Origin of the sequence: Ferdinandcohnia jepli (genome assembly GCF_047246645.1) — a bacterium.
GTDB lineage: Bacteria > Bacillota > Bacilli > Bacillales > Bacillaceae_L > Ferdinandcohnia.
Window position 1 is genome coordinate 188028 of sequence record NZ_JBFOKR010000009.1, and the last position, 21747, is coordinate 209774.

Here is a 21747-nt window from a genome sequence, read left to right on the forward strand (position 1 = left end):
GAAAACATGAATTCTAAAGGATTTAGCACTAAGCAATATTCTGACACAAATGTGGAAGAGGTAAAGATATTAAATGCAAATTCTGGTTTATCATACAATGAAGCTTTGCAATTGCTAGCTAAACAATACAATGAAAAAAATGGCAAAAAATAATATTATGAATGTAAAAGAAAGCTGTACAAGAACAGCTTTCTTTTACTATATATTACACTTTAAAAGTTTTAGTTAACCCTTTAACAATCGAGTTTACCTGGTTAACTGCTCCCATCATTTGTCCTGCTGTATCCATCATTTTGTTAATATCGTATGTTCCATCCTTTTTCTTAAACTGTGAAAGTATCCCTTGAACCGCCTTTTGTTCTTGCTTTGTAGGAATCCCCTGTTGCATAGGGTACGGTGTTGGATAAGGACTATATTGCATATGTCCTTGAAAACTGTTTGGTTGAAAAGGTACTTGAGGAAACGCTGTGAAGTTATTTGGGTATGGGAGATATCCATTTGTGAAATGCTGATAATTTGGTTGATTATAATATGGCCAAGAGTAACCATACTGTCTAGCTGTATATTCTTTCCTCCTATTGTTATAATACATTTCGGAACAAACCTCCTATATATTCTTTGTTACAGTTTATGAAAAAGGTAGGTCTTTTGTGTAATTAATGACTCTGTTTTCTAGGTACCTGTCTAAAAATCGGCATATAAAAAAGATACCCGTTTTTAAAGGCATCTTAATCGTCAGTAATTATGAAAGATTATCTATAATACTATCGAGTACGTACAGTATTGATTCGTACATATTCTTAAATCGTTTTTCTTTCGTGTCGGTGTAAAAACTTTGAATTGAGATTAATTGTATATTCTCATGAGTTGCATCAATCTGATTTATATGGATATTTTTGGGTCTCTCACTTATAATCCAAGCCTTTGACAGCTCACTCCAGCTATCCGCCACTTTCATTACATCATCAACAAACGGCTTTACATCATTATAAAAGTCTGCTTCATAAGTTTCACGTGTCTTGACTTCTTCATGTCTGGCTACTGATTGATTGCAGAGCTCCTTCAATAATTTTGACTTTGCCAGCAATTCTGTATACATACTCTCACCTCAACATATATCATACCTTGTTAATAGCTATATGTTAAGTGAAAAGAGCGTCCTGTTTTTTCTTTTGAATTATTCTGTTCCTTATTATCATAATCCACTTTTGCTACTGATAGTAATTGATTTTCTATTTGTTTTACTTTTTGCAGATTTTTATTTCCTTCTTCATATGCAGATTGATTAACCTCTGCTTGTAAGACCTTTTCCATTTTAGATAAAGTTAAAATAATTTCGTCCAGTCCGTCCAGTACAATGTCTTTATTGGATAGTTGTTCTTTCAACACCTTCATCCTCCTCAGTACTCTTTTCCAAATGTATTCTAGCCTCTTTCTCTAACTCCTTCACACTTGACAAAACTAGTTTCTATTCGTCAAAGAAAGTGGTTTTCCACATGCATATCGTTGCCAATTCGACATTCCTTATCCTCTCCTCTAGCTTTTAGATTTCCGGTAAACATCTTGTAACCAAGGGAATGTTATCTTATGAAGTTGCTCACACTAGTTGTAGGAGGTGAATTATCCGTGGCTAAAAAAGACAAGAAGAAAAACAAACAAAGACCAAATGAAGAAACTGCAACAGGTTATGGGGATAAAAAATTAGAAGGACCTAACCGACCAGCAGAATAAGAATATGACATGGAACGTTACATACAAAGGCTGAATTCTCAGCCTTTGTTTTTTATTAAGAAAAACTAGCGGCACAAGATCTATAATTACACATATCTAGAAAGGAATGAAATTTAAACTTTTTTACATGAATTACAACAATGGCTTACTAAAATAATTCCTTCAAAAGGATTCCCGCTTGTAGTTGCTTTTGTTTCTTTAAATACCAATCTGTTATATCTAACTGACTATCTAGTTTGACTTCATGAAACCACCTCTTATTTCGTTTACCTCTGTACCAATCCTTAGTTTCATCTCTATGATGTTTGATCACGGGATAAGTTGTCCGTAAAAAAGGTGTATTACGAAATTTTTTCCCAATGATAAAACGTTCATAATCAAATCTTGATCCAGTATGCTCAACCTTTTTAGAAAATTGATAAAAGGATGCAAAGAGTTTTTGATCGAATAATAGTTCAGCTAGCTTTTTCCCAAGCTCTATTCTTTGATTTAGGTTAGTAAAGTCATGAACTGAGAATCCATACAACCTGCCACCTAATGTTGGGAAAACTACAGAACTGAAATGCAAATAATCCTGTAGGTTATAAAAAAGGGTCCTAAATACCTTTCTCTTATATATTGGTTGTTCAATCACTGGCATTTGAATAATATTTTGCTCATTTATAATTTGAGAAGCAATTAACCTCTTCCCCTCTCGAAATCTCCAATAATACTCCCACTCCGCCTCAATAAATGTTGAAACTGAAAAGGATTTTAGCAGATAAAACAAAGGTATATTAAACTCTTTAGAGTATTGATAAATTAGTAACTGCGGATAAGCATCAGAAAAAATGAGCCAATTTGCTCTTTCATAGGTTAAAAACACCATTTTCCTTTCATTATTTGTTAAAACCTTTGGAAACCATTCACCTTCCAAATCCGTCATATTCCATCCTGCATTTCTTGATACCATACTCGCTAGAAATGACCATTTAATATCATTATTTTTTTGAAAATATCCTGCATATGATTTTGTTCTTGAGATATTATCTAGGTTCCCTTTATCTGTGCTTTTCTGTATCTCGTTAATTATTCCTCTTTCAAAATTTGAATAAACATGCTTTTTCTTTCTCCTTATTCTTACCTGTTTTTCAATATCTGCAATTGTTGAATTACCTGTAATCATAGTCAAAGCACCTCACCTATTAGTGTAACCAACCTCATGCTGAGAAAACGCCATAAACCTATATATTCACTCGTATAGTATGGTATAGTGTACGTAATCGGATATAGACCAGTAATGTAGTTGTAAGTCCTGAGATAATTTCTTTAAACTATTTCATGGCATTTTCTGATATGATAGATTATAGGTTTTTTAAGGGGGGAGTATAATGGAGTTCCGTTATCCCAATGGGAAAATCTATAAACCTCAGGAGGTAAAAAAGACACCTTATCTAAAACAAAAGCTCTATAGTAACAGGGGTATGACGTTAGAGGAAGACCTTAATGAAACCAATGTCTACTACCTAGAACACAAGATTGCTGTGATTCACAAAAAACCAACACCTGTACAAATTGTTAGTGTTGATTATCCCAAAAGAAGTGCTGCTGTGATTAAAGAGGCATATTTTAAACAAGCATCCACAACTGACTATAATGGTATTTATAAAGGGCGATATATCGATTTTGAAGCTAAGGAGACAAGGAATAAAACATCTTTTCCTCTGCAAAACTTTCATCAACATCAGATTAAGCATATGTCCGATATTTTACAGCAAGGTGGAATTTGCTTTGTCATCTTACGTTTTACCGTCTTAGATGAAATTTACTATCTTGATGCTTCACATTTATTATCATTCTGGGAACGACAAAACGCTGATGGTAGAAAATCAATCACCAAGAAGGAAATCGAAACATTCGGTCATCTATTAGAAATCGGCTACCATCCAAGAATCGATTATATTAAAGTAATTAATCACCTTTATTTTTAAAGCACTGAAAGGTAGGAATAAAGTATGTCTGAAAAATATAAAACACGTGAAGAACGTCGACATGCTCAAGGTAGCAAAACCAAGAAGAAAAGTACTAAAAAACCTAAACATTCACTATTCAAAAGAATATTATTGATATGTTTTGCACTAGGTATCATTGGTATTGTAACCGGTGTAACAACATTTTTTGTTCTTGCGAGTGGAACTCCGCCATTAGATGATTCTTTACTTAAAGACCCATTATCTTCAAAAGTATACGACATAAATGGTGAGCAAATTTTCGAATTTGGAGCAGAAAAGAGGACCTATGTACCTCTTGATGAGATACCTGAGGATTTAAAAAATGCTGTATTAGCAGTTGAAGATGCTCGTTTTTATGAGCATCATGGTTTGGATATTATCCGTCTAGGAGGGGCAGTAATTGCCAATATTACCAATGGATATGGTTCTGAAGGTGCAAGTACAATTTCCCAACAGGTAATTAAAAATTCCTTCTTTACTGAAGGTGAGAAAAAACTGAAAAGAAAGGTACAAGAGCTCTGGCTTGCTTTTCAGTTAGAACGTAAATATTCTAAAGATGAAATCCTGGAAATGTATTTAAACAAGATTTACTACGGTGTGGGTAATACATATGGAGTTGCCCAGGCATCAGAGTTATATTTTGGAAAGCCATTGGACCAACTTGAGCTTCACGAAGCAGCTTTTATTGCAGGAAGTGGACAGAACCCAGGAATTCATAATCCATTTAAAAATCCAGAAAGAGCACAAAACAGACGTAATGTCGTCTTAACTCTTATGGCACGTCATGAGTTTATAACTGAGGATGCGGCAAAAGCTGCAAAAGAGATTCCATTATCCTCTTCAATTGTGGAGTCAACAGAAGAATCTCTACCCATTGATTCTTTTCTTGATCAAATAAAGAATGAACTTAAAGAATATGGAGAAATTGATGTTTACAATTCAGGTGTTAAGATTTATACAACCTTTGACCCTGATGCTCAAGCTCACGTTGATTCACTGCTTGCAAATGAAAATCCTGATATTCAATTCCCTAACGATGAGTTTCAGGCTGGAATTGCAGTTGTTGACACTAAAACCGGAGAAATCAGAGCCCTAGGTGGTGGTAGAAATCAATCAGCGAACTCTCGGATTAATTTTGCTGTCGATCCACTTAACCAACCAGGGTCTACTATAAAGCCAATTATTGATTACGGACCTGCTGTTGAGCAGTTCAAATGGTCAACTTACCATCAAATCAAGGACGAACCGTATACCTATACAGGTGGTAAAGCAATAAATAACTATGATAGAAAATTCATGGGGCAAATTAGTATTAGAACTGCCTTAGCACATTCTAGAAATATTCCTGCTCTGAAAACATTCCAGGAAGTTGGCCCTTCTAAAGCCAGAGATTTTGCTGTTTCTTTAGGAATACCTTTAGAGGAACAAATTAATGAAGCGTACTCTATCGGTGGTATTGAAGGTGGTATCTCTCCTCTTCAAATGGCAGGAGCATATGCCGCATTTGGTAATAAAGGAAATTATATTAAACCACATGCCGTAAAGAAAATTGTTTTTCCTGATGATACCGAGGTCAATTTAGCACCTGAACCAGAACCAGTTATGTCAGAAGCGACCGCATTTCTGATTACAGATATGTTAAAATCAGTGCTGGACTTTGGGTCTGCACGTGGATATGATGTATCAGGATTACAAATTGCCGGTAAAACTGGTACAACGAATTATGACCCTGCAGTTGCTAAGGAGAATAATATTACTTCTGGGGTACCAGATGTCTGGTTTAGTGGATATACACCAAACTATACAGTCGCTATTTGGACTGGTTATAAGGACAATAACACACCAATTCAAGGTGGCGAACAGAATATGGCTAAGAAATTATTCAGAGACATCATTACACATGTTTCTGAAGGTGATGATGCTGGGGACTTCCCAATGCCTAAATCTGTTGTTCGTGTTGGAGTTGAAAAAGGTTCAGACCCAGCTAAGCTTCCTAGTGAGTTTACACCTAAAGAAGAAATTGTTTATGAATACTTTGTCAAAGGAACAGAACCAACAGAGGTTTCTGACAAATACGATAAGTTAACTACACCAACAGACCTTTCTGTTATGTATGACCAAGTTCAGAATCAAATAAATCTCTCGTGGGCTTACTCTGAGGCTGAGCTTGAGAAAATTAGCTTTGAAATAAGTGTCTCAATCGATGAAGGACCTGCAAAAGTACTGACTACAACTAAAGAACTCACATACGTTGTTCCAGATGCAATTCCAGGAGCGATTTATAGCTTTAGTGTTGTGGCCGTAAGTGATGAAAATCCTGAAAAACGAAGTGAGTCAATTACAAATACCATTGAGGTACCTGAACTACCTGAAGAAGAACTTGAAGAACCACTCCCACCAGGAAATGGTGATGGCGATGGCGATGGTGACGGAGAAGGTGATGGGAACGGAAATGGCGATGGTGACGGTGGAGAAGGCGATGGAGTGGGAGGTATTGGATTACCTACTTTCCCCCCCAATCCCCCTGGAAATGGTAATGATCGCTAAAAACAAAATTTAATACAACAACTGCAAAAAAAAAATAACGCACATTTACGTGCGTTATTTTTTTTGCTTTGATCTTATAATCTTGCTTTTAGCATATAGTTTTATTTGTTCATTGTAAAGTTCGCACAATTGAACAAATGAATGATGGAGTTTTGGATTGTTTTTAATAAACTCGAAACGTTCAGTAAAGTTAATTGGTTTATATTCTAGACTATTCGCTTCTTCAATAAGGTTTTCTTCACTAGTGAAGTCCTTAAGGTTTGTTATGGATAATAAAATTAAAAACTGGTGAATTGACGCGCACATCAATTCTGCAACAGCTGATTTATTTCTAGCGCTAAAAAGTGCGCTAAGGCTCGTCTTTTGTTTTTCCCAGTTTGTTAGAAGTAAAGCAACTGCACTTTCTCTATCGTCGTCTGTAACTACTTCTAGAGTTTGATAGTTATCCAACCTTCTCTTTCCCCTTCATTCGCTTCTTACCTTCCCTACAGACCTCCAACAAAGGACAAATCTCACATTGTGGTGACTGTGCCTTACAATGATATCTTCCAAAGAAAATCATTCTATGATGAGTTACTGACCATTCTTCCTCAGGAACCTTTTTCATCAAAGTTTTTTCAACTTCTAGTACAGAGTCTTTCCATTTACAAAAACCTAATCGTTTACTTACTCTTTCCACGTGTGTGTCTACAGCAATTGCTGGAATCCCAAATGCTACAGAAACAACAACATTCGCTGTTTTTCTTCCTACACCGGGTAATTTAGTTAATTCATCTCTATCCCTTGGTAATTCGCCACCATATTCTTCAAGTAACATTTGACATAATTTACGGATATTTTTTGCTTTATTTCTAAACAACCCGATTGAACGTATATCATTTTGTAACTCTTCTAAAGACACTGCTAAATAATCTTCAGGTGTCTTATATTTTTCAAATAAAGATGCAGTTACCTTGTTTACTAATGCATCGGTACATTGTGCCGATAAAGACACTGCAATAACTAATTCAAATGGATTTCTGTGATTTAATTCGCAATGTGCTTCTGGAAACATTTCTCCCATTGTATCTAAGCAAAATTGTATTTGTTTTTTCGTAAGCATATAATCACCTTGTTCTAAGAGCTAATTAATTTTCCAACCAATTATAAAACGGTATTGTGCGTTTATATTGTTCAGAATTGTTGTTTGTATCAGCCTGCTTTTGTTTATGTTGAAACTGACGAAACTTTTGTGAATGAGACTGAGCTTGAGCAATAGTACGGACTCCGTTCTTCTTCCATTCAAATAAGATTCGGTCTATATAGCGGAAATTCAACTTTCCGGACATAACAGCTTCTCTTAACGCTGCCTTAATTATTGTCGGATCATGGTGATCTTGGTCTAACCACATAGCAAGTGACTCACATTCAAATGGGGATAGTGGTCTTCCAAATTCTTGTTCAAATACCGTATATAAGTTTGTTTCAGTTTGCTCTTTTTTTTCTTTATCTTCATTCATCGATTTATAAAAAAGAAACTGCACCACTTTTTCCCATAGTGGTCTTAAAGAGTATTTTTCATATATTACGCGATTTTCATCGTTATCCTCATTTATTTCAAGATACCCGCGTTGAATAAGTTGACGCAGTGTTTCAGAACATTTTGATTCTGAAAGTGTCATTCTACTAGCTATTTCAATAGGAGTCGGAAAAAAGTTACCACTCTCCATAAAAGTTAAAATATGAAAAAGAACCATCATTTCTTCTTCATTTAATTGTAATTGTCGATACGAAGACATAAGTATTTTAGGAATTGAAATACTTCCTTGTTCGAAAAAATCTATCAGATTATCTTTATTCATACACATACCCCTCTTCCTTACCTAGTATAACATGAGATTGTCTATACGACTAAGTAAGAAATATTTGGTGAATTGAATAAAATTCATAGTATTGTTAATTACAACTACAAATTATGTAAAAAAGTAAATGGTTTTTAGAGTGGAAAATGACAAAGAAAAAGTGTCTTGAAATAATCTTCAAGACACTTTTAAAAATTTTATTAAGGATATAAGCGATTTAATAGACGTGGGAAAGGTATGCTTTCACGTACATGTTCCACTCCACTTATCCAAGCTACAGTTCTTTCTAAGCCTAACCCAAAGCCTGAGTGTGGAACAGCTCCGTATTTACTTAGTTCAAGATACCACTTATATGCATCACTTGTTAAACCGTGCTCCTCTAATCTTTGCTTCATCAACTCATAATCGTGAATTCTCTCTGAGCCACCAATAATTTCTCCATAGCCTTCAGGAGCAATTAGGTCAGCACATAGTACGACATCATCACGATCTGGAGCTGGTTGCATATAAAACGGCTTGATTCCTTTTGGGTATTGAGTGATGAATACTGGCTTATCGTAACTTTCTGCAATGGCAGTTTCATGCGGAGCACCAAAATCATCTCCCCATTGAATATCGGTAAAGCCTTTTTCATGTAAAAATTTAATAGCATCATCATACGATATACGTGGGAATGGTGCCTTAATATGTTCAAGTTTTGATGTATCCCGGCCTAATGTCTTTAATTCTAATTGACAATTTTTTAATACTGATTGAACGATATAAGAAACATATTCTTCTTGTACTTTCAAACTATCATCATGTTCATAAAATGCCATCTCAGGTTCGATCATCCAGAACTCAATTAAATGACGTCTAGTTTTAGATTTCTCTGCTCTGAAAGTTGGTCCAAAGGAGAATACCTTTCCTAACGCCATTGCTGCTGCTTCCATGTACAACTGACCACTTTGAGATAGGTACGCGTCTTCATCAAAATATTTTGTATTAAAAAGCTCAGTTGTTCCCTCAGGCGCGCTACCTGTTAAAATAGGTGGGTCAACTTTTACAAATCCGTTATCATTAAAAAATTCATATGTAGAGCGGATAATTTCATTTCGAACTTTCATTACAGCATGCTGTCTCTTTGAGCGAAGCCATAAATGACGATTATCCATTAAAAACTCTGTACCATGTTCTTTTGGTGTAATAGGATAATCCACTGATTCATTAATAATTTGTATATTTGTAACTGTTAATTCATAGCCAAACGGAGATCTCTCATCTTCTCTTACAGTACCACTTACATATAGCGATGTTTCCTGAGTGATCGATTTTGCCTTCTGAAATACCTCTTCTTCCACCTCAGCCTTTACCACAACTCCCTGAATAAAGCCTGTCCCATCACGAAGTTGTAAAAAAGCAATTTTACCGCTTGAACGCTTGTTTGCCAACCAAACTCCAATTGTTACTTCTTCTCCAACATATTTATTAACTTCCGATATAGTTGTTTTCACTACTGTCCCTCCAAAACCCTTAAGCCTTATGTATAGTTCTAACTAAATTCTTTTATATTATACATTTCTTATATAACTGAATCAAGGAATGACTAGGAATGCCTTTGTATTCCTAGAAATAAGTTACCGTAATTTACATAATCCATTTTAAAATTTTGTATTTCATTTTGAAAAGGCATCTAGTGAAGAGATGCCTTAGGAAATTACTTGGTCATTTTTTCTTGAACAAATTTATGAATGCGATCAACTGCTTTTTCTAATTGCTCTAGTGAAGTTGCATATGATAAACGAATGTTATTAGGTGCTCCAAAGCCAGATCCTGGTATAACCGCAACCAAAGCTTCCTCTAATAACGCAGTAGCAAATTCATCTACATCTTTATAACCCGATAGTTCGGCTGCCTGTTTAGCGTTTGGAAATAAATAAAATGCCCCCTGTGGCTTAATACAAGTAATTCCAGGGATAGTAATTAATTTCTCATATATGACATTTAATCGTTCTTCAAAAGCCTTTCTCATCATCTCAACAGGTTCCTGTGAACCTTCATAAGCTGCAATCGATGCATATTGAGCAATTGTAGTTGGATTAGAAATACTATGACTAGACAAGTCTGTCATGCTGTTTATCAGTTCCTTTGGTCCAGCTGCATACCCAATTCTCCATCCTGTCATTGAGTGAGATTTTGAAAGACCGTTAATTACAATTGTTTTCGATTTAACTTCTTTGCTCACTTGGGCAATTGAAAAATGACTGGCATCCCCATAGACTAGCTTCTCATATATTTCATCCGAGATTATCCAGATGTTATGCTTTACACATAATTCCCCAATTGCTGTTAACTCTTCTTTTGAATAAAGCATACCAGTAGGATTGCTGGGAGAGTTTATGATTAGAGCAACTGTTTTAGGTGTAATTGCCTGCTCAAGCTGCTCAACAGTTATTTTATATTCGTTTGCTTCTGTACCTTCTATATAAACGGGTACTCCCTCTGCAAGCTTAACTTGTTCAGGATAACTAACCCAGTAAGGTATCGGAATAATCACTTCGTCATCCTTGTTCAAGAGTACTTGGAACAAGGAGTACAAAACAAATTTCGCCCCAGTTCCAACAATGACTTCGTTTGGCATATATTCTAACTGCTGATCGTCTAAAAGTTTTTTACAAATTGCTTTTTTCAAGGCAGGAAGACCTGCAGAAGCCGTGTATTTAGTTTGACCTTCTTTCATTGCAGCTATAGCAGCCTCAATAATATGTTCTGGTGTGTTAAAATCCGGCTCTCCTGCACCTAGACCAATAACATCAAGACCTTTTTCTTTTAATTCTTTCGCTTTTGCTGTAATTGCTAATGTAGATGAAGGAGTGAGTGCTGCTACGCGATTTGCTAATTTCATGATTTTTCCCCCTGTGTATTTAAGGTTTAATTGAATTACGATATTTACCTGTTTCAAAATACAACTTATGATAGGTTAAGCGGTTGTCATTTGCAATATAAACGATTTCCCATATTGGAATATTATCTTCGATACCTAATTTAACAGAACGAATTTCCTTAGGATTTCGTTCACTATTTACGATTTTTACAGCTTCCTTCTCAGAAATTCCTTCTTCCATAAAACGGGTAATAATTTCTCCGTCTTTTTCAGGGATCCACACTATCATTTCTTGATTATCTTTATTACTTCCAACTACAACTTGATATGCTGACGTTCCATAATATGTATAACTTTCTATGACTGTTTCCAACTCTGTCTTTTCCAAAGCAATTGTATTTGCTTTTGCTTGTGCGGTTTCAACAGGTTCCAGTGTTGATTTATAAATACTAAAACCTCTCCAAGCAATAATTATGAGTATAATAAGTATAAGGATTATCCACTTTTTCATAACATACACTTCTTTATGTACGATATATTGTAAAAACTGCTGTATTTTGATCCTCTTTGTCTAGAGCAAGCCCAAACATCAAGTTGTCATGCTTCAATGTTCGATTAAGACTGTCAACTATCTTATATAAGTCAGGTGTATTCTGTATTTTTACTGTTGATAAAATTTCTATCTTACTTTCCACAAGTAAGCTCTCCCTTCAATTCATCACAAATTTTACTACTCATACGATAATAGGTGAGCGGTAACAATAGTAGTACTACAACATTACGTTGAAGTTGTCTTACCTCATTATAACAGGTGAATTACCATATTCGAAATAAATTTTAACTAAAATAACTCCTTATCCCATGCCCTTAACCTGTCATTTTTGACAGGTCTTTTTTTACAAGATAAGAAAGTATAAATGTTTATACCAAATTTCGGTGTCTAGCTCAGCGCCAGAGGTTGCTTCACCCCCTCCTGCGGCGGCACTAAGGATTGCCTCGTATCTCGTCAGGGGTCCTCCGCACAGAATGTGCTAGTGCCAACGTTGCCACAGGACATGGCAGATTTTAGTCAATGTTTCTTTTTCAAAGGCGCTTGCGCTTTTCTTACAATTTATGGCATGGAAATTAATTATTAATAATACATTTTAACTCGGCTCAATTTGTGGCTTGTTACTTTTTAAAGGAATCGTAATTACCTCATAATCTGATGGAGTTAACTTTATCGTTACACTTCCAAATTGTTTGGTGTAGTATATATCGATCCAAGTATTATTAAGTCTTTCAAGTACATCTTGACTTGGAAGCAATCCTCTTTTGTGATAAATAATTGCAATTTGAGGATTAACATATTCGATAAACCGTTCCCCCGTTCCCTTCGAATCGCCGAAATCTGGCACCTTGATTATGTTGGTACTAGGCAATTTTTTATTAGTTAACAGTTCATGCTCAAGTGCACTATCTGAGCTTGTCATATATAGAATTTGATTCTTACCAAATCTGAATAATAAGTCCATCCCCAATGTGTCGTCTTCATTAACTTCTTCATGAATAACATGTATACCTAACTCACCATACTTATATTCATTTCCCTCTTTCCATTTTTCGATTTCTGATTCAGCGAGAATCTGGCTAATTAAACTGTGTTCACCCGCTATAAGCTGTGCATCTTTATAACGTTCAAGTAACCATTTTAGATTAGAGGTATATAATGGTTCATCCTTCGTTACTATTATTGCCTTTAGATTTTTCACTCCATAAATATTAAGAAATTCTTTTAGTTCGGTCTCAGACCTTTTACCTCCGGTATTTACCAAAATAAACTCTTCATTAGGAAAATGAAGTAAGGTTGCCTCTCCATTAGGAATATCCAAAAATGTAATTGCAATCTCATCCTCAGATAATTTCACATTTATTTTTTCTATGTCTGTCTCAATTTCTTCAGTTGCCCAACCAGATAAGAGCATTACCATAGAAATTAACAGCAAAACAACCTTATTTTCCACTGTAAACCCTCCAGAAATTGAAAAGTTAACCTTATCAATTAATCCAATCATCAATTTGCACAATTAATTGTTTCAATGGTCTTTGAATAACCTTCATAGGCGGTATTGACGATAGGAATTTATTTCCGTATCTAGTTGTAACAATTCGACGGTCCATAATAAAGATAATTCCTTTATCATTTTCAGAGCGTATTAACCTACCTACACCTTGTTTAAAACGAATAACAGCCTCAGGAAGAGATAATTCCCGAAAAGAATCACCACCACTTTCCTCAATTCGTTTTGCCCTTAATTCAAAGATCGGATCATTAGGGGAGGTAAATGGAAGCCTCATAATGACCAGTGCTGATAGGTCTTCTCCGGGTATATCAACACCTTCCCAAAAGCTGTTTGTACCGAGGAGAATTGCCTTTTCAAATGCTTGAAAATTCTTTGTTAATTTTGCCCGACTTCCACTACTAATACTCTGTGCAATTAAAACAAATTCCTCTAACATTGGTAGTTCCTTTAACGAATTAAAGGTTTGCCTTAACATTTCATATGATGTGAACAAGACAAGCATTCTTCCCTTTGTTTTAATGGCTATTTCAGCTATTTGTTTTGCTATTAGTTGTACATATTCTTCAAGAGAGACAGAATTAATTAATGGTACATCAGTTGGGATCATGACTGCCGCTTGATTAGTATAATTAAAAGGTGACGGTACTGACAGAGTAATTGGGTTAAAATCAAGAAGACCGTTCCGTTCAATTGAATATTCAAAGGAATTGTCAACTGTCAAAGTTGCTGATGTCATTATTACACTTTCTTTATTTGCAAAAAATTGGTCTGCTAAGTAATCTGATATGTCGGATGGTTCAACATATATATTTGCAGAATTAACTGGACCTTTAGGGTCTAGCTCTATCCATATTATTTCATTTTCACCATAGGAGGTCAGTACATTTTCTAATGACCTTAGATCGCCATCCATTACATCAAAACAATTCAAATAGTCATTGAGCACACCTTGCTGTAAAGGGGTAATCATAGTTATCAAGCTGGTTATAAGGGTTTCTTGTCGTTGAACAGCAAGAAACAGCTCTCTTTTCTTTAACCTAAGTGCTAGTAAATTTTCAATAACTTCATCCCAGTACTTGCCTGTTTCGTTTTTAGATAATAAATATTGGACCCGATTTGTCGTTGTGTGATCATTTGTCATTTCTAAGACATGATTTCTAAGTGTACGAAATAAGTCATTCACACATACTCTTATGTCCTTTAACAACTGATTTATTAAATTAAAATGTTGAATTTCAAATCCTGTCTTATTGAATATTTTCTTAGCTTTGGCAACTAAGTGGTCAGTCTCTAAATGTCCCAAAAGCGACAGGCTAGTGTGTATAGTTAAAAAAGAAGTAGATGTACCTACATGCTTCTTAGCCTGCACTTCTAGATGGTGTGCCTCATCAATGATAACTCGATTATATTGAGGTAAGAGAGTGTTACCACTTGATATATCCCTAAGTAGTAAGGCGTGGTTTATTATGAGTACATCAGCTTTTTCGGCTGCTTTTCTAGCCTTCTCATAGAAACATCTGGAATTCCAAATAGAGTCATCCATTTTAAGATGAGACTGTGTACATTTCACTCTCTCCCAAAGTAACATTCCACCAGAAGGTAAGTTAATTTCATCGATATCTCCTGTCTGTGTTTCAGTCAGCCACACTAAAATTTGAGATTTTGCTAAAATCTCATCATAATTATTTGAACTTTCATAGAGAACCTGTTCAAATCGACGCAACGATAAGTAATTTCCTTTTCCCTTCAATAATTCTGCAGTAAATGGAAAAGGTAAAACACTACGTGCTAACTCAATTTCTTTCTCAATTAATTGTTGCTGTAACTGTAGAGTATTGGTGCTGATTATACAACGGCCTTTTATTTTCGCTATAAAAATTGAAGGTAAAAGATATGCAATCGATTTGCCAATACCAGTGCCAGCCTCAATCAATGCATGTTGATGAGTCTCAAAGGCATGGAGGATGAAATCCAATATCTTTCGTTGACCGTTACGAAAAGGAAAGTCCTTTATGTAAGTGGATAAACTATCTCTATTTATGTCTACTTTTTCTACTTTATTTAGTTTCGGCTGTCTACGTAAAGCGATTCCCCGGAATATGTCATAGTGTTGAGAGTCATTTGCTACACTTAATTTTTTTTCAATTATGTTACTTAATATTTCAACAATATCACTTTTAAAATGCTTTGAAAGAGTATAAAGTTTTTGCAATGTAACAAGTGGTATATTGTTCATTTTCTCAAGTATTTTCAGAAGAATTTCCGCAGTTACCTCAGCATCACTATCAGCCTGATGAGGATTTTCATGTGACAAAGACAGACTTTCTGCGAGTTGACCCAGCTTGTAGCTATCTTCTAACGGCATCATTACTCTTGAAAGCTCAACCGTATCAATTGTAAGACATTCAAAGTTTGGATAACCACTATTAGATAGCTCCTCTTGTAAAAATGAATAATCAAAAGGCACATTGTGTGCTACAAAGTAGGAGTCTTTACACATTGATATGATTTCAGGTGCAACCAATGAGAAATCCGGAGCATTTGCAACAACGTCGTCATTTATCCCAGTGAGTTGTTCAATAAATACGGGAACTTTCCTTCCAGGATTAACAAAAGTCGCAAACCTTTCAATTATCTCACCGTCCTCAATCACAACAGCTGCAAACTGTATAATTCGATCGCCCTTTTTAGGGGCGTTACCTGTTGTTTCTAAATCAACTACTACGAACCTTTCCTTCATGTATCACACCTCCTTTTACGTTATATTTAAAATGCAGCTACTCTTTTTAGCTTGCCCCGCATGCAAATTAATACAAAAGCCCCCAAGTTGGGGGCTTTTTCTTTACAGTACAGTTGCAGCTGGTTCTTGAAGTATCAGTTCTTTAATTTGGTTTTGTTCATTCATAATAGCTACCCTTGGTTTGTGTGTAGCAAGCTTTTCTTCGGGTACAAATGCATATGAAATTACAATAATGATATCGTCCTTTTGAACAAGACGTGCTGCTGCACCGTTTAGGCAAAATACACCACTGCCTCTTTCTCCTGGAATAATATATGTTTCAAGACGTGCCCCATTGTTATTATTAACAATTTGCACTTTTTCATTTGCAACCATACCTACTGCATCAAGAATATCTTCATCTATTGTAATACTACCAACATAATTTAAATTCGCTTCTGTGACACGTGCTCTATGAATTTTTGCGTTCATCATTGTACGAAACATGATGCTCCCCCTAATTAGGTAATGTATCTATTAGTTACACAACAAAAGTAATATTATCAATAAGTCTAGCTTTTGTAAACTTAACCGCAATTGCAATAATAATTTTTCCAGATAGAAATTGAAGCGGCTTTAGTTCTGGATAACTATATATTTCGACATAATCAATTTCACCTGATGTGTTTGAACTTAAATGATTTTTTATCAATTCCTCTATTTTGCTCGTATCTCGTTCTCCTGCCTGGATTGCTTCCTTTGAAAGTTTAAGACTTTCATAAAGTCTTGTGGCTTCAACTCTCTCCGATTCTGTTAAGTTAACGTTTCTAGAACTTTTGGCAAGTCCATCTTCTTCTCTAACAATATCGACTGGTACAAGTTTTATTGGAAAATTAAAATCGTTTATAAGACCATCTACTACCGCCACTTGTTGTGCATCTTTTAGACCAAAGTAAGCTCGATCAGGCTGAATAATAGTAAATAATTTTAGTAAGACGGTTACTACACCATCGAAGTGACCACTTCTCTTTTTTCCGCATAAGACATCTACTCTTGATGTTACGTACGTCTTAATCGACATATCATTTGGGTACATTTCATCTGTACTAGGGCAAAAAAGAACATCTATACCATTATTTTGTGCAAGCGCTCGATCTCTTTCAAAATCACGAGGATAGGAATCAAAGTCCTCATTGGGACCGAATTGTAAGGGATTCACAAATATACTGACTACTACTAAATCATTTTCTCCCCTTGCTTGTTTCATCAATGTTAAATGTCCTTCATGCAGATACCCCATGGTCGGTACAAAACCGATTGATTGCTCCTTTTTTTTTGCAGAAAGAGTATATTGTTGCATTTCCTTAATAGATGTAATTATAATCATTTCCCTTTTCCTCCGTAAAGACCTGACAGTTCCTCTTCCTTCATTGTATACATGTGTTTTTCTTCTGGGAAAAGACCGGCTTTTACTTCAGAAACATACGATTGCAAGCCTTCGAGAATTTTCTCATTAACTGACGTATATTGTTTAACGAATTTAGCTACTCTTTCTACGCCATAGGATATTACATCATGATAAACCAAAACCTGACCATCTGTTTTGTCACCCGCACCTATTCCAATAGTAGGGATGGAGATACTTTTTGTGACTTCTTCACCTAACTGTTTTGGAACACATTCTAATACTAAAGCGATTGCTCCTGCCTGCTCACACTTTTTTGCGTCCTCTATGAGCTGCTTGGCACTTTCTGCATCTTTTCCCTGTACCTTATAGCCTCCTAATACACCAACAGCTTGTGGAGTCAACCCTAGGTGCGCAACGACCGGAATACCAGCCTCAGTTAATGATGAGATTGTATAAATTACATCTTTAGCTCCTTCTACTTTAACAGCGTGTGCACCAGACTCCTGTATAATTCTAGCAGCATTTTTAAGTGTTTCTGAACGGGAGACATGATAAGACATGAAAGGCATATCGGTAACAATAAATGTATTTTTTGCGCCACGTTTTACGGCTTTTGTATGATGCACCATATCTTCAATTGTTACCGGTATTGTCGAATCATACCCTAAAACAACCATCCCTAAGGAATCCCCTACTAGGATCATATCCACTCCTGCATCTTCAGCTAATTTCGCAGAAGGATAATCATATGCTGTTAACATCACAATAGGTTCTTTCTTTTGTTTCATTTTTAAAAAATCTGTTGTTTGCTTCATCATTCTTCCTCCTTTTTTTAGCTTTAGGAAAGATTTATCCTAAAGACAAAAGCATAACTACAGCGGACCGAGGTCTATACACTTACAACTATCCATGTACTCAATAGTGTTTTTTGTACCTTAACGCTGAGTTCCTTAAAGAGGAGATGAAAGACCGAGTATTAATACTTTATATACTACGTCAGCAATTGCGATAAATAGAAAACCTTGCCAACAAGAGTACAAATAAAAAACCTTCTTTCACGAGAAAGAAGGATTAGTCATTACTGTTCGGTTAATTTCATCCCTCTGTCCCAGTCCAATGGATCAAGGCAGAATACATTCAATTTAGGTAAAAATGGCATTGCTAAATTGGTGCAGTTCCAAATGGATACCACCCATCACTTACTTGAATTATATAAAAATTTTAATTAAATTACTACTTTTTTATTTTTTCGGTAATTCAATGTCTGCAGAGTAGATATGATGAATTGTTCCAGATGAATCTTCAATCATTAATACACCCTCATCTGTAATCCCGATCGCTTGACCTTCAATAGATCCTTGTAGTGTTCTAGCGACGATATTCTTTCCGATGCTGGTAGCATAGCTCTCCCACAATAATTTCACAACTGTAAAACCACTTTTTAAATACTCATTATACAAGTTTTCTATCTTTAGAAGAATACATTGAATAAGTCTTGCTCTATCAATTTTAACTCCTTTTTCGATTGCTAATGAAGTAGCGATTTCTTTAAGTGGTTGGGGAAAATCATTAGACTGTTGATTAACATTTATTCCAATACCAATTATGACAGAATTTATGCGATCTGTTTCTGCCTGCAGTTCTGTTAATATACCTACTACTTTTTTACCTTTTAACAGAATATCATTTGGCCATTTTATATCCGGCTCCATGCCAGTAACTTCTTGTATGGCTTGGACTACTCCCACAGCAGCTAAAAGTGTCAATTGAGGTGCTTTAGAAGGTGGGATAGATGGCCTGAGGACAATGCTCATCCAAATACCTGTGTGTTTTGGAGAAAACCAAACTCTATCTAACCTACCGCGTCCAGAGTTCTGCTCTTCTGCAACTACAATTGTTCCTTCCTTAGCACCCTCATATGCTAGACGGTGTGCAATCTTTTGTGTAGAAGTTACAGTTTCTTCAAAGTGAATATTTCTGCCCATAAATTTAGTTTCGAGCCCTAATTGAATTTCATTGCTACTAATTTTGTCAGGTTTAGTAATAATCCGGTAGCCTAATTTGCGCACTGCTTCTAATTCATAACCTTCGTTGCGCAAATCCTCAATATGTTTCCATACCGCTGTACGTGAACAACCAAGCTGCTCACTGATCTTCTGCCCAGAAATAAACCCACCATTAGCATTCGAAAATACCTCTAGTAATGTCTTTCTTATTTCAGATTGCAAGAGAAAAGCCACTCCTTTATCTTTTGCTTATTGTTATCGATGTTCTCATTTAAGATTGCATTTTCAATTTTTTCCAATAGTTCAGAAATCCACTTACCAGGTTTTTTTTCATACCAATTAATTAAATCCTGACCAGTAACATTCATGTCAGTTCGTTTTTTTATTGGCAACCTTCTGTATAAATCAATTGGAGCTTCCACCCCAATAGTGCCGCCGATGACATCTATAATTCTCTCAACTTGATGTATACATTCCTCTCCACTTTCATATAAAAGCCTACTGGTCCACCCTTTACTATTTACTTCGGAAAGACAAACTAAATTTTGTATCGTTTGGTCAATAACCTTGTTTGGAAGTTTCCATAAACGTAAAAAAGCTGTAATGTGCGGAACTTGTAAGAGGTAACAAACAAGTGTCCAATATTCAGACCTATTTAGTAGAGAATCCCACTTATAACTCTTAAAGGTTTTCAGGGACTCTCGATAACTATCAATCCCAGGTAAATACTTATATAATAATGTCTCTATAAGGTATGGTACTGCTTCTTGACAGTTTGGACCTTTTAGGAGTTTCTCAAATTCAATTGTAATACGTTCAATAGAAATTTTTCTTAGAAGAGAAGCATTTTCTGTAATCGCAAGTTTTGTTTCTTCACAAAGACTAAATGACAATTGACTGACAAAACGAATAGCTCTCATCATCCGCAAAGCATCCTCACTAAATCTTTCCAATGGATTGCCAACTGTTTTTATCAATCTATTTTTGATTGAGTCTGTTCCACCGAATGGATCGATAATTTCCCCATCGACGCTCATTGCAATTGCATTCATTGTAAAGTCTCTTCTCTTCAAATCTTCATATAAAGATTTGACAAATTGTACTTGTGACGGTCGTCTAAAATCATTATAGTCATCCTCGGTCCGAAAGGTGGTAACTTCATATTGCTCATTTTCATATAGAACAATTACTGTCCCATGAACTGCCCCCACGTCTACTGTTTTCGGAAAGAGTTTCATAATAACTTCAGGTAATGCAGAAGTTGCTATATCTATATCGCCAATTTGCCTCCCCATTAGAAAATCTCTTACTGAGCCTCCAACAAAGAATGCATCATAGCCATTATCATGTAATTTTTTTAGTATTGGTTTTGCTTTTAAAAACGGTTCGTCCATCTTCAAGAGCCCCTAACTAGTTATTTATTAATGACAGAGTGGTAAAAGTCCTCATATTCACTAACAATTTTCTCAGCATTAAATTTCCGGTTAACAGATTCAATTGCTTTTCTTGACATATCAATATGTAAGGATTCATTTGATAGAAGTTCAAGTGACTTTTTTGCAATTTCTTGGATATCTCCAACCTCGCACAGGTAGCCGTTGCTTCCATCTTCAATCACTTCCGGAATTCCTCCAATATTCGTACCGATTGTTGGTACACCACAAGCCATTGCTTCAATCAGTACTAATCCAAAGCTTTCTTTTTCAGATAGCAATAGTTTTAAATCACTGATAGAGTATAATTCTGCTAAATTTTCCTGTTTACCCAGTAAGAGAACCTTATCTTCTAAACCTAATTCATTAATCATCTTACATACTACCGTTAATTCTGGTCCATCACCCACTAGTAGAAGCTTGGAAGGAAGTTTTTCTTGAACTAGATGAAAAGCTTTAATTACATCTCTTACCCGTTTTACTTTACGAAAATTTGAAACATGTATAATTACTTTTTCATCATTTTTAATTCCGTATTGATTTTTCAAATCATCAACTTCACGTTTGTAGTAAATCTTCTGATCGACAAAATTATATATTGCCTTTATTTCTTTTTTAGGCTCTATTACGTCATACGTCTGATTAACCAGGGATTGAGACACTGCTGTCACAGCATCAGATTGTTCAATACCAAAACGAATTAAATCTGTTAAAGAAGGGTCATGTCCTAAAACGGTTATATCAGTTCCATGCAGGGTTGTTACGATTTTTAAATTTCCTCCCACCATCTGTTTAGCTAAATAAGCACAGGCGGCATGTGGAATCGCATAATGAACATGTAATAAATCTAAGTTTTCTCGTTTTGTCACTTCTGCCATTTTACTAGCAAGTGCTAAATCATAAGGAGGATACTTAAAGACTGAATATTGATTAACCTCTACTTCATGGAAATAAATATTAGAATAAATTTTATTTAAACGAAAAGGAAGACTTGAAGAAATAAAGTGAATTTCATGTCCTCTCTCAGCAAGAAGCTTCCCTAATTCTGTTGCTACAATTCCTGATCCACCTACTGACGGATAACAGGTTATACCGATTTTTAATTTCATTGCAAATCTCCCACTTTACCATTCACTATTTATGTA

General features: G+C 35.4%; 22 protein-coding genes. 3 read left to right on the plus strand and 19 right to left on the minus strand.

Going from position 1 to position 21747, the window contains the following annotated elements:
- Positions 1 to 6: 6 nt before the first annotated feature.
- Positions 7 to 153 carry a hypothetical protein gene (locus AB3M96_RS11655; RefSeq protein WP_412967777.1) on the plus strand — a complete coding sequence of 49 codons (147 nt, stop codon included), beginning with the start codon at positions 7 to 9 and terminating at the stop codon, positions 151 to 153.
- 52 nt (positions 154 to 205) lie between these two features.
- Here the strand turns inward: AB3M96_RS11655 and AB3M96_RS11660 are convergent, their stop codons facing one another.
- The 4 genes from AB3M96_RS11660 to AB3M96_RS11675 form a co-directional block, all read right to left on the minus strand.
- Positions 206 to 592 (minus strand): YppG family protein, encoded by a 387-nt coding sequence (locus AB3M96_RS11660; RefSeq protein WP_412967778.1) that lies wholly within the window; start codon positions 590 to 592, stop codon positions 206 to 208.
- 150 nt (positions 593 to 742) lie between these two features.
- Positions 743 to 1099: a YppE family protein gene (locus AB3M96_RS11665; protein WP_412967779.1), complete on the minus strand. Its 357-nt coding sequence runs from the start codon at positions 1097 to 1099 to the stop codon at positions 743 to 745.
- Positions 1100 to 1128: 29 nt separating this feature from the next.
- A complete protein-coding gene (locus AB3M96_RS11670; RefSeq protein ID WP_412967780.1) occupies positions 1129 to 1386 on the minus strand; it encodes a hypothetical protein in 258 nt (85 codons plus the stop codon).
- A 493-nt stretch (positions 1387 to 1879) separates the two neighbouring features.
- Positions 1880 to 2896, minus strand: coding sequence for a DUF2515 domain-containing protein (locus AB3M96_RS11675; protein WP_412967781.1), 1017 nt, complete (start codon positions 2894 to 2896; stop codon positions 1880 to 1882).
- Positions 2897 to 3101: 205 nt separating this feature from the next.
- Here AB3M96_RS11675 and recU point away from each other — a divergent pair, with 205 nt between their 5' ends.
- Together recU and AB3M96_RS11685 are read left to right on the plus strand one after the other, a co-directional pair.
- A complete protein-coding gene (gene recU, locus AB3M96_RS11680; RefSeq protein WP_412967782.1) occupies positions 3102 to 3701 on the plus strand; it encodes a Holliday junction resolvase RecU in 600 nt (199 codons plus the stop codon).
- A gap of 24 nt (positions 3702 to 3725) precedes the next feature.
- On the plus strand, positions 3726 to 6269 hold the full coding sequence (locus AB3M96_RS11685; RefSeq protein ID WP_412967783.1) for a PBP1A family penicillin-binding protein: 2544 nt from the start codon (positions 3726 to 3728) through the stop codon (positions 6267 to 6269).
- A 54-nt stretch (positions 6270 to 6323) separates the two neighbouring features.
- Here AB3M96_RS11685 and AB3M96_RS11690 read toward each other — a convergent pair whose 3' ends face one another.
- From AB3M96_RS11690 to bshA, 15 genes are all read right to left on the minus strand, one after another.
- The gene (locus AB3M96_RS11690) at positions 6324 to 6719 is read right to left on the minus strand and encodes a YpoC family protein (RefSeq protein ID WP_412967784.1); all 396 of its coding nucleotides are present in this window, start codon (positions 6717 to 6719) and stop codon (positions 6324 to 6326) included.
- Positions 6712 to 7371, minus strand: coding sequence for an endonuclease III (gene nth, locus AB3M96_RS11695; protein WP_412967785.1), 660 nt, complete (start codon positions 7369 to 7371; stop codon positions 6712 to 6714). Before nth ends, AB3M96_RS11690 begins: the two co-directional genes overlap by 8 nt.
- Positions 7372 to 7396: 25 nt before the next feature.
- Complete coding sequence (locus tag AB3M96_RS11700; protein ID WP_412967786.1) at positions 7397 to 8110, minus strand: DnaD domain protein; 714 nt, start codon at positions 8108 to 8110, stop codon at positions 7397 to 7399.
- 200 nt (positions 8111 to 8310) lie between these two features.
- A complete protein-coding gene (gene asnS, locus AB3M96_RS11705; protein ID WP_412967787.1) occupies positions 8311 to 9603 on the minus strand; it encodes an asparagine--tRNA ligase in 1293 nt (430 codons plus the stop codon).
- 203 nt (positions 9604 to 9806) lie between these two features.
- Positions 9807 to 10994: a pyridoxal phosphate-dependent aminotransferase gene (locus AB3M96_RS11710; RefSeq protein WP_412967788.1), complete on the minus strand. Its 1188-nt coding sequence runs from the start codon at positions 10992 to 10994 to the stop codon at positions 9807 to 9809.
- Between the two features lie 19 nt (positions 10995 to 11013).
- Positions 11014 to 11484 (minus strand): cell wall elongation regulator TseB-like domain-containing protein, encoded by a 471-nt coding sequence (locus tag AB3M96_RS11715; RefSeq protein ID WP_412967789.1) that lies wholly within the window; start codon positions 11482 to 11484, stop codon positions 11014 to 11016.
- 13 nt (positions 11485 to 11497) lie between these two features.
- A complete protein-coding gene (locus AB3M96_RS11720; protein ID WP_412967790.1) occupies positions 11498 to 11668 on the minus strand; it encodes a YpmA family protein in 171 nt (56 codons plus the stop codon).
- A 450-nt stretch (positions 11669 to 12118) separates the two neighbouring features.
- On the minus strand, positions 12119 to 13027 hold the full coding sequence (locus AB3M96_RS11725) for a ComEC/Rec2 family competence protein (RefSeq protein ID WP_412967791.1): 909 nt from the start codon (positions 13025 to 13027) through the stop codon (positions 12119 to 12121).
- Complete coding sequence (dinG, locus tag AB3M96_RS11730; protein WP_412967792.1) at positions 13011 to 15776, minus strand: ATP-dependent DNA helicase DinG; 2766 nt, start codon at positions 15774 to 15776, stop codon at positions 13011 to 13013. Before dinG ends, AB3M96_RS11725 begins: the two co-directional genes overlap by 17 nt.
- 102 nt (positions 15777 to 15878) lie before the next feature.
- Positions 15879 to 16262, minus strand: a complete 384-nt coding sequence (gene panD, locus AB3M96_RS11735) for an aspartate 1-decarboxylase (RefSeq protein WP_412967793.1) — start codon at positions 16260 to 16262, stop codon at positions 15879 to 15881.
- A gap of 34 nt (positions 16263 to 16296) precedes the next feature.
- Positions 16297 to 17142, minus strand: coding sequence for a pantoate--beta-alanine ligase (panC, locus tag AB3M96_RS11740; protein WP_412967794.1), 846 nt, complete (start codon positions 17140 to 17142; stop codon positions 16297 to 16299).
- Positions 17139 to 17978 carry a 3-methyl-2-oxobutanoate hydroxymethyltransferase gene (panB, locus tag AB3M96_RS11745; RefSeq protein WP_412967795.1) on the minus strand — a complete coding sequence of 280 codons (840 nt, stop codon included), beginning with the start codon at positions 17976 to 17978 and terminating at the stop codon, positions 17139 to 17141. The genes panC and panB overlap by 4 nt, the downstream gene beginning before the upstream one ends.
- 426 nt (positions 17979 to 18404) lie before the next feature.
- A complete protein-coding gene (locus AB3M96_RS11750) occupies positions 18405 to 19403 on the minus strand; it encodes a biotin--[acetyl-CoA-carboxylase] ligase (RefSeq protein ID WP_412967796.1) in 999 nt (332 codons plus the stop codon).
- Complete coding sequence (locus AB3M96_RS11755; protein WP_412967797.1) at positions 19376 to 20563, minus strand: CCA tRNA nucleotidyltransferase; 1188 nt, start codon at positions 20561 to 20563, stop codon at positions 19376 to 19378. The genes AB3M96_RS11750 and AB3M96_RS11755 overlap by 28 nt, the downstream gene beginning before the upstream one ends.
- Before the next feature lie 20 nt (positions 20564 to 20583).
- Positions 20584 to 21711: an N-acetyl-alpha-D-glucosaminyl L-malate synthase BshA gene (gene bshA / locus AB3M96_RS11760; RefSeq protein WP_412967798.1), complete on the minus strand. Its 1128-nt coding sequence runs from the start codon at positions 21709 to 21711 to the stop codon at positions 20584 to 20586.
- Positions 21712 to 21747: the final 36 nt, after the last annotated feature.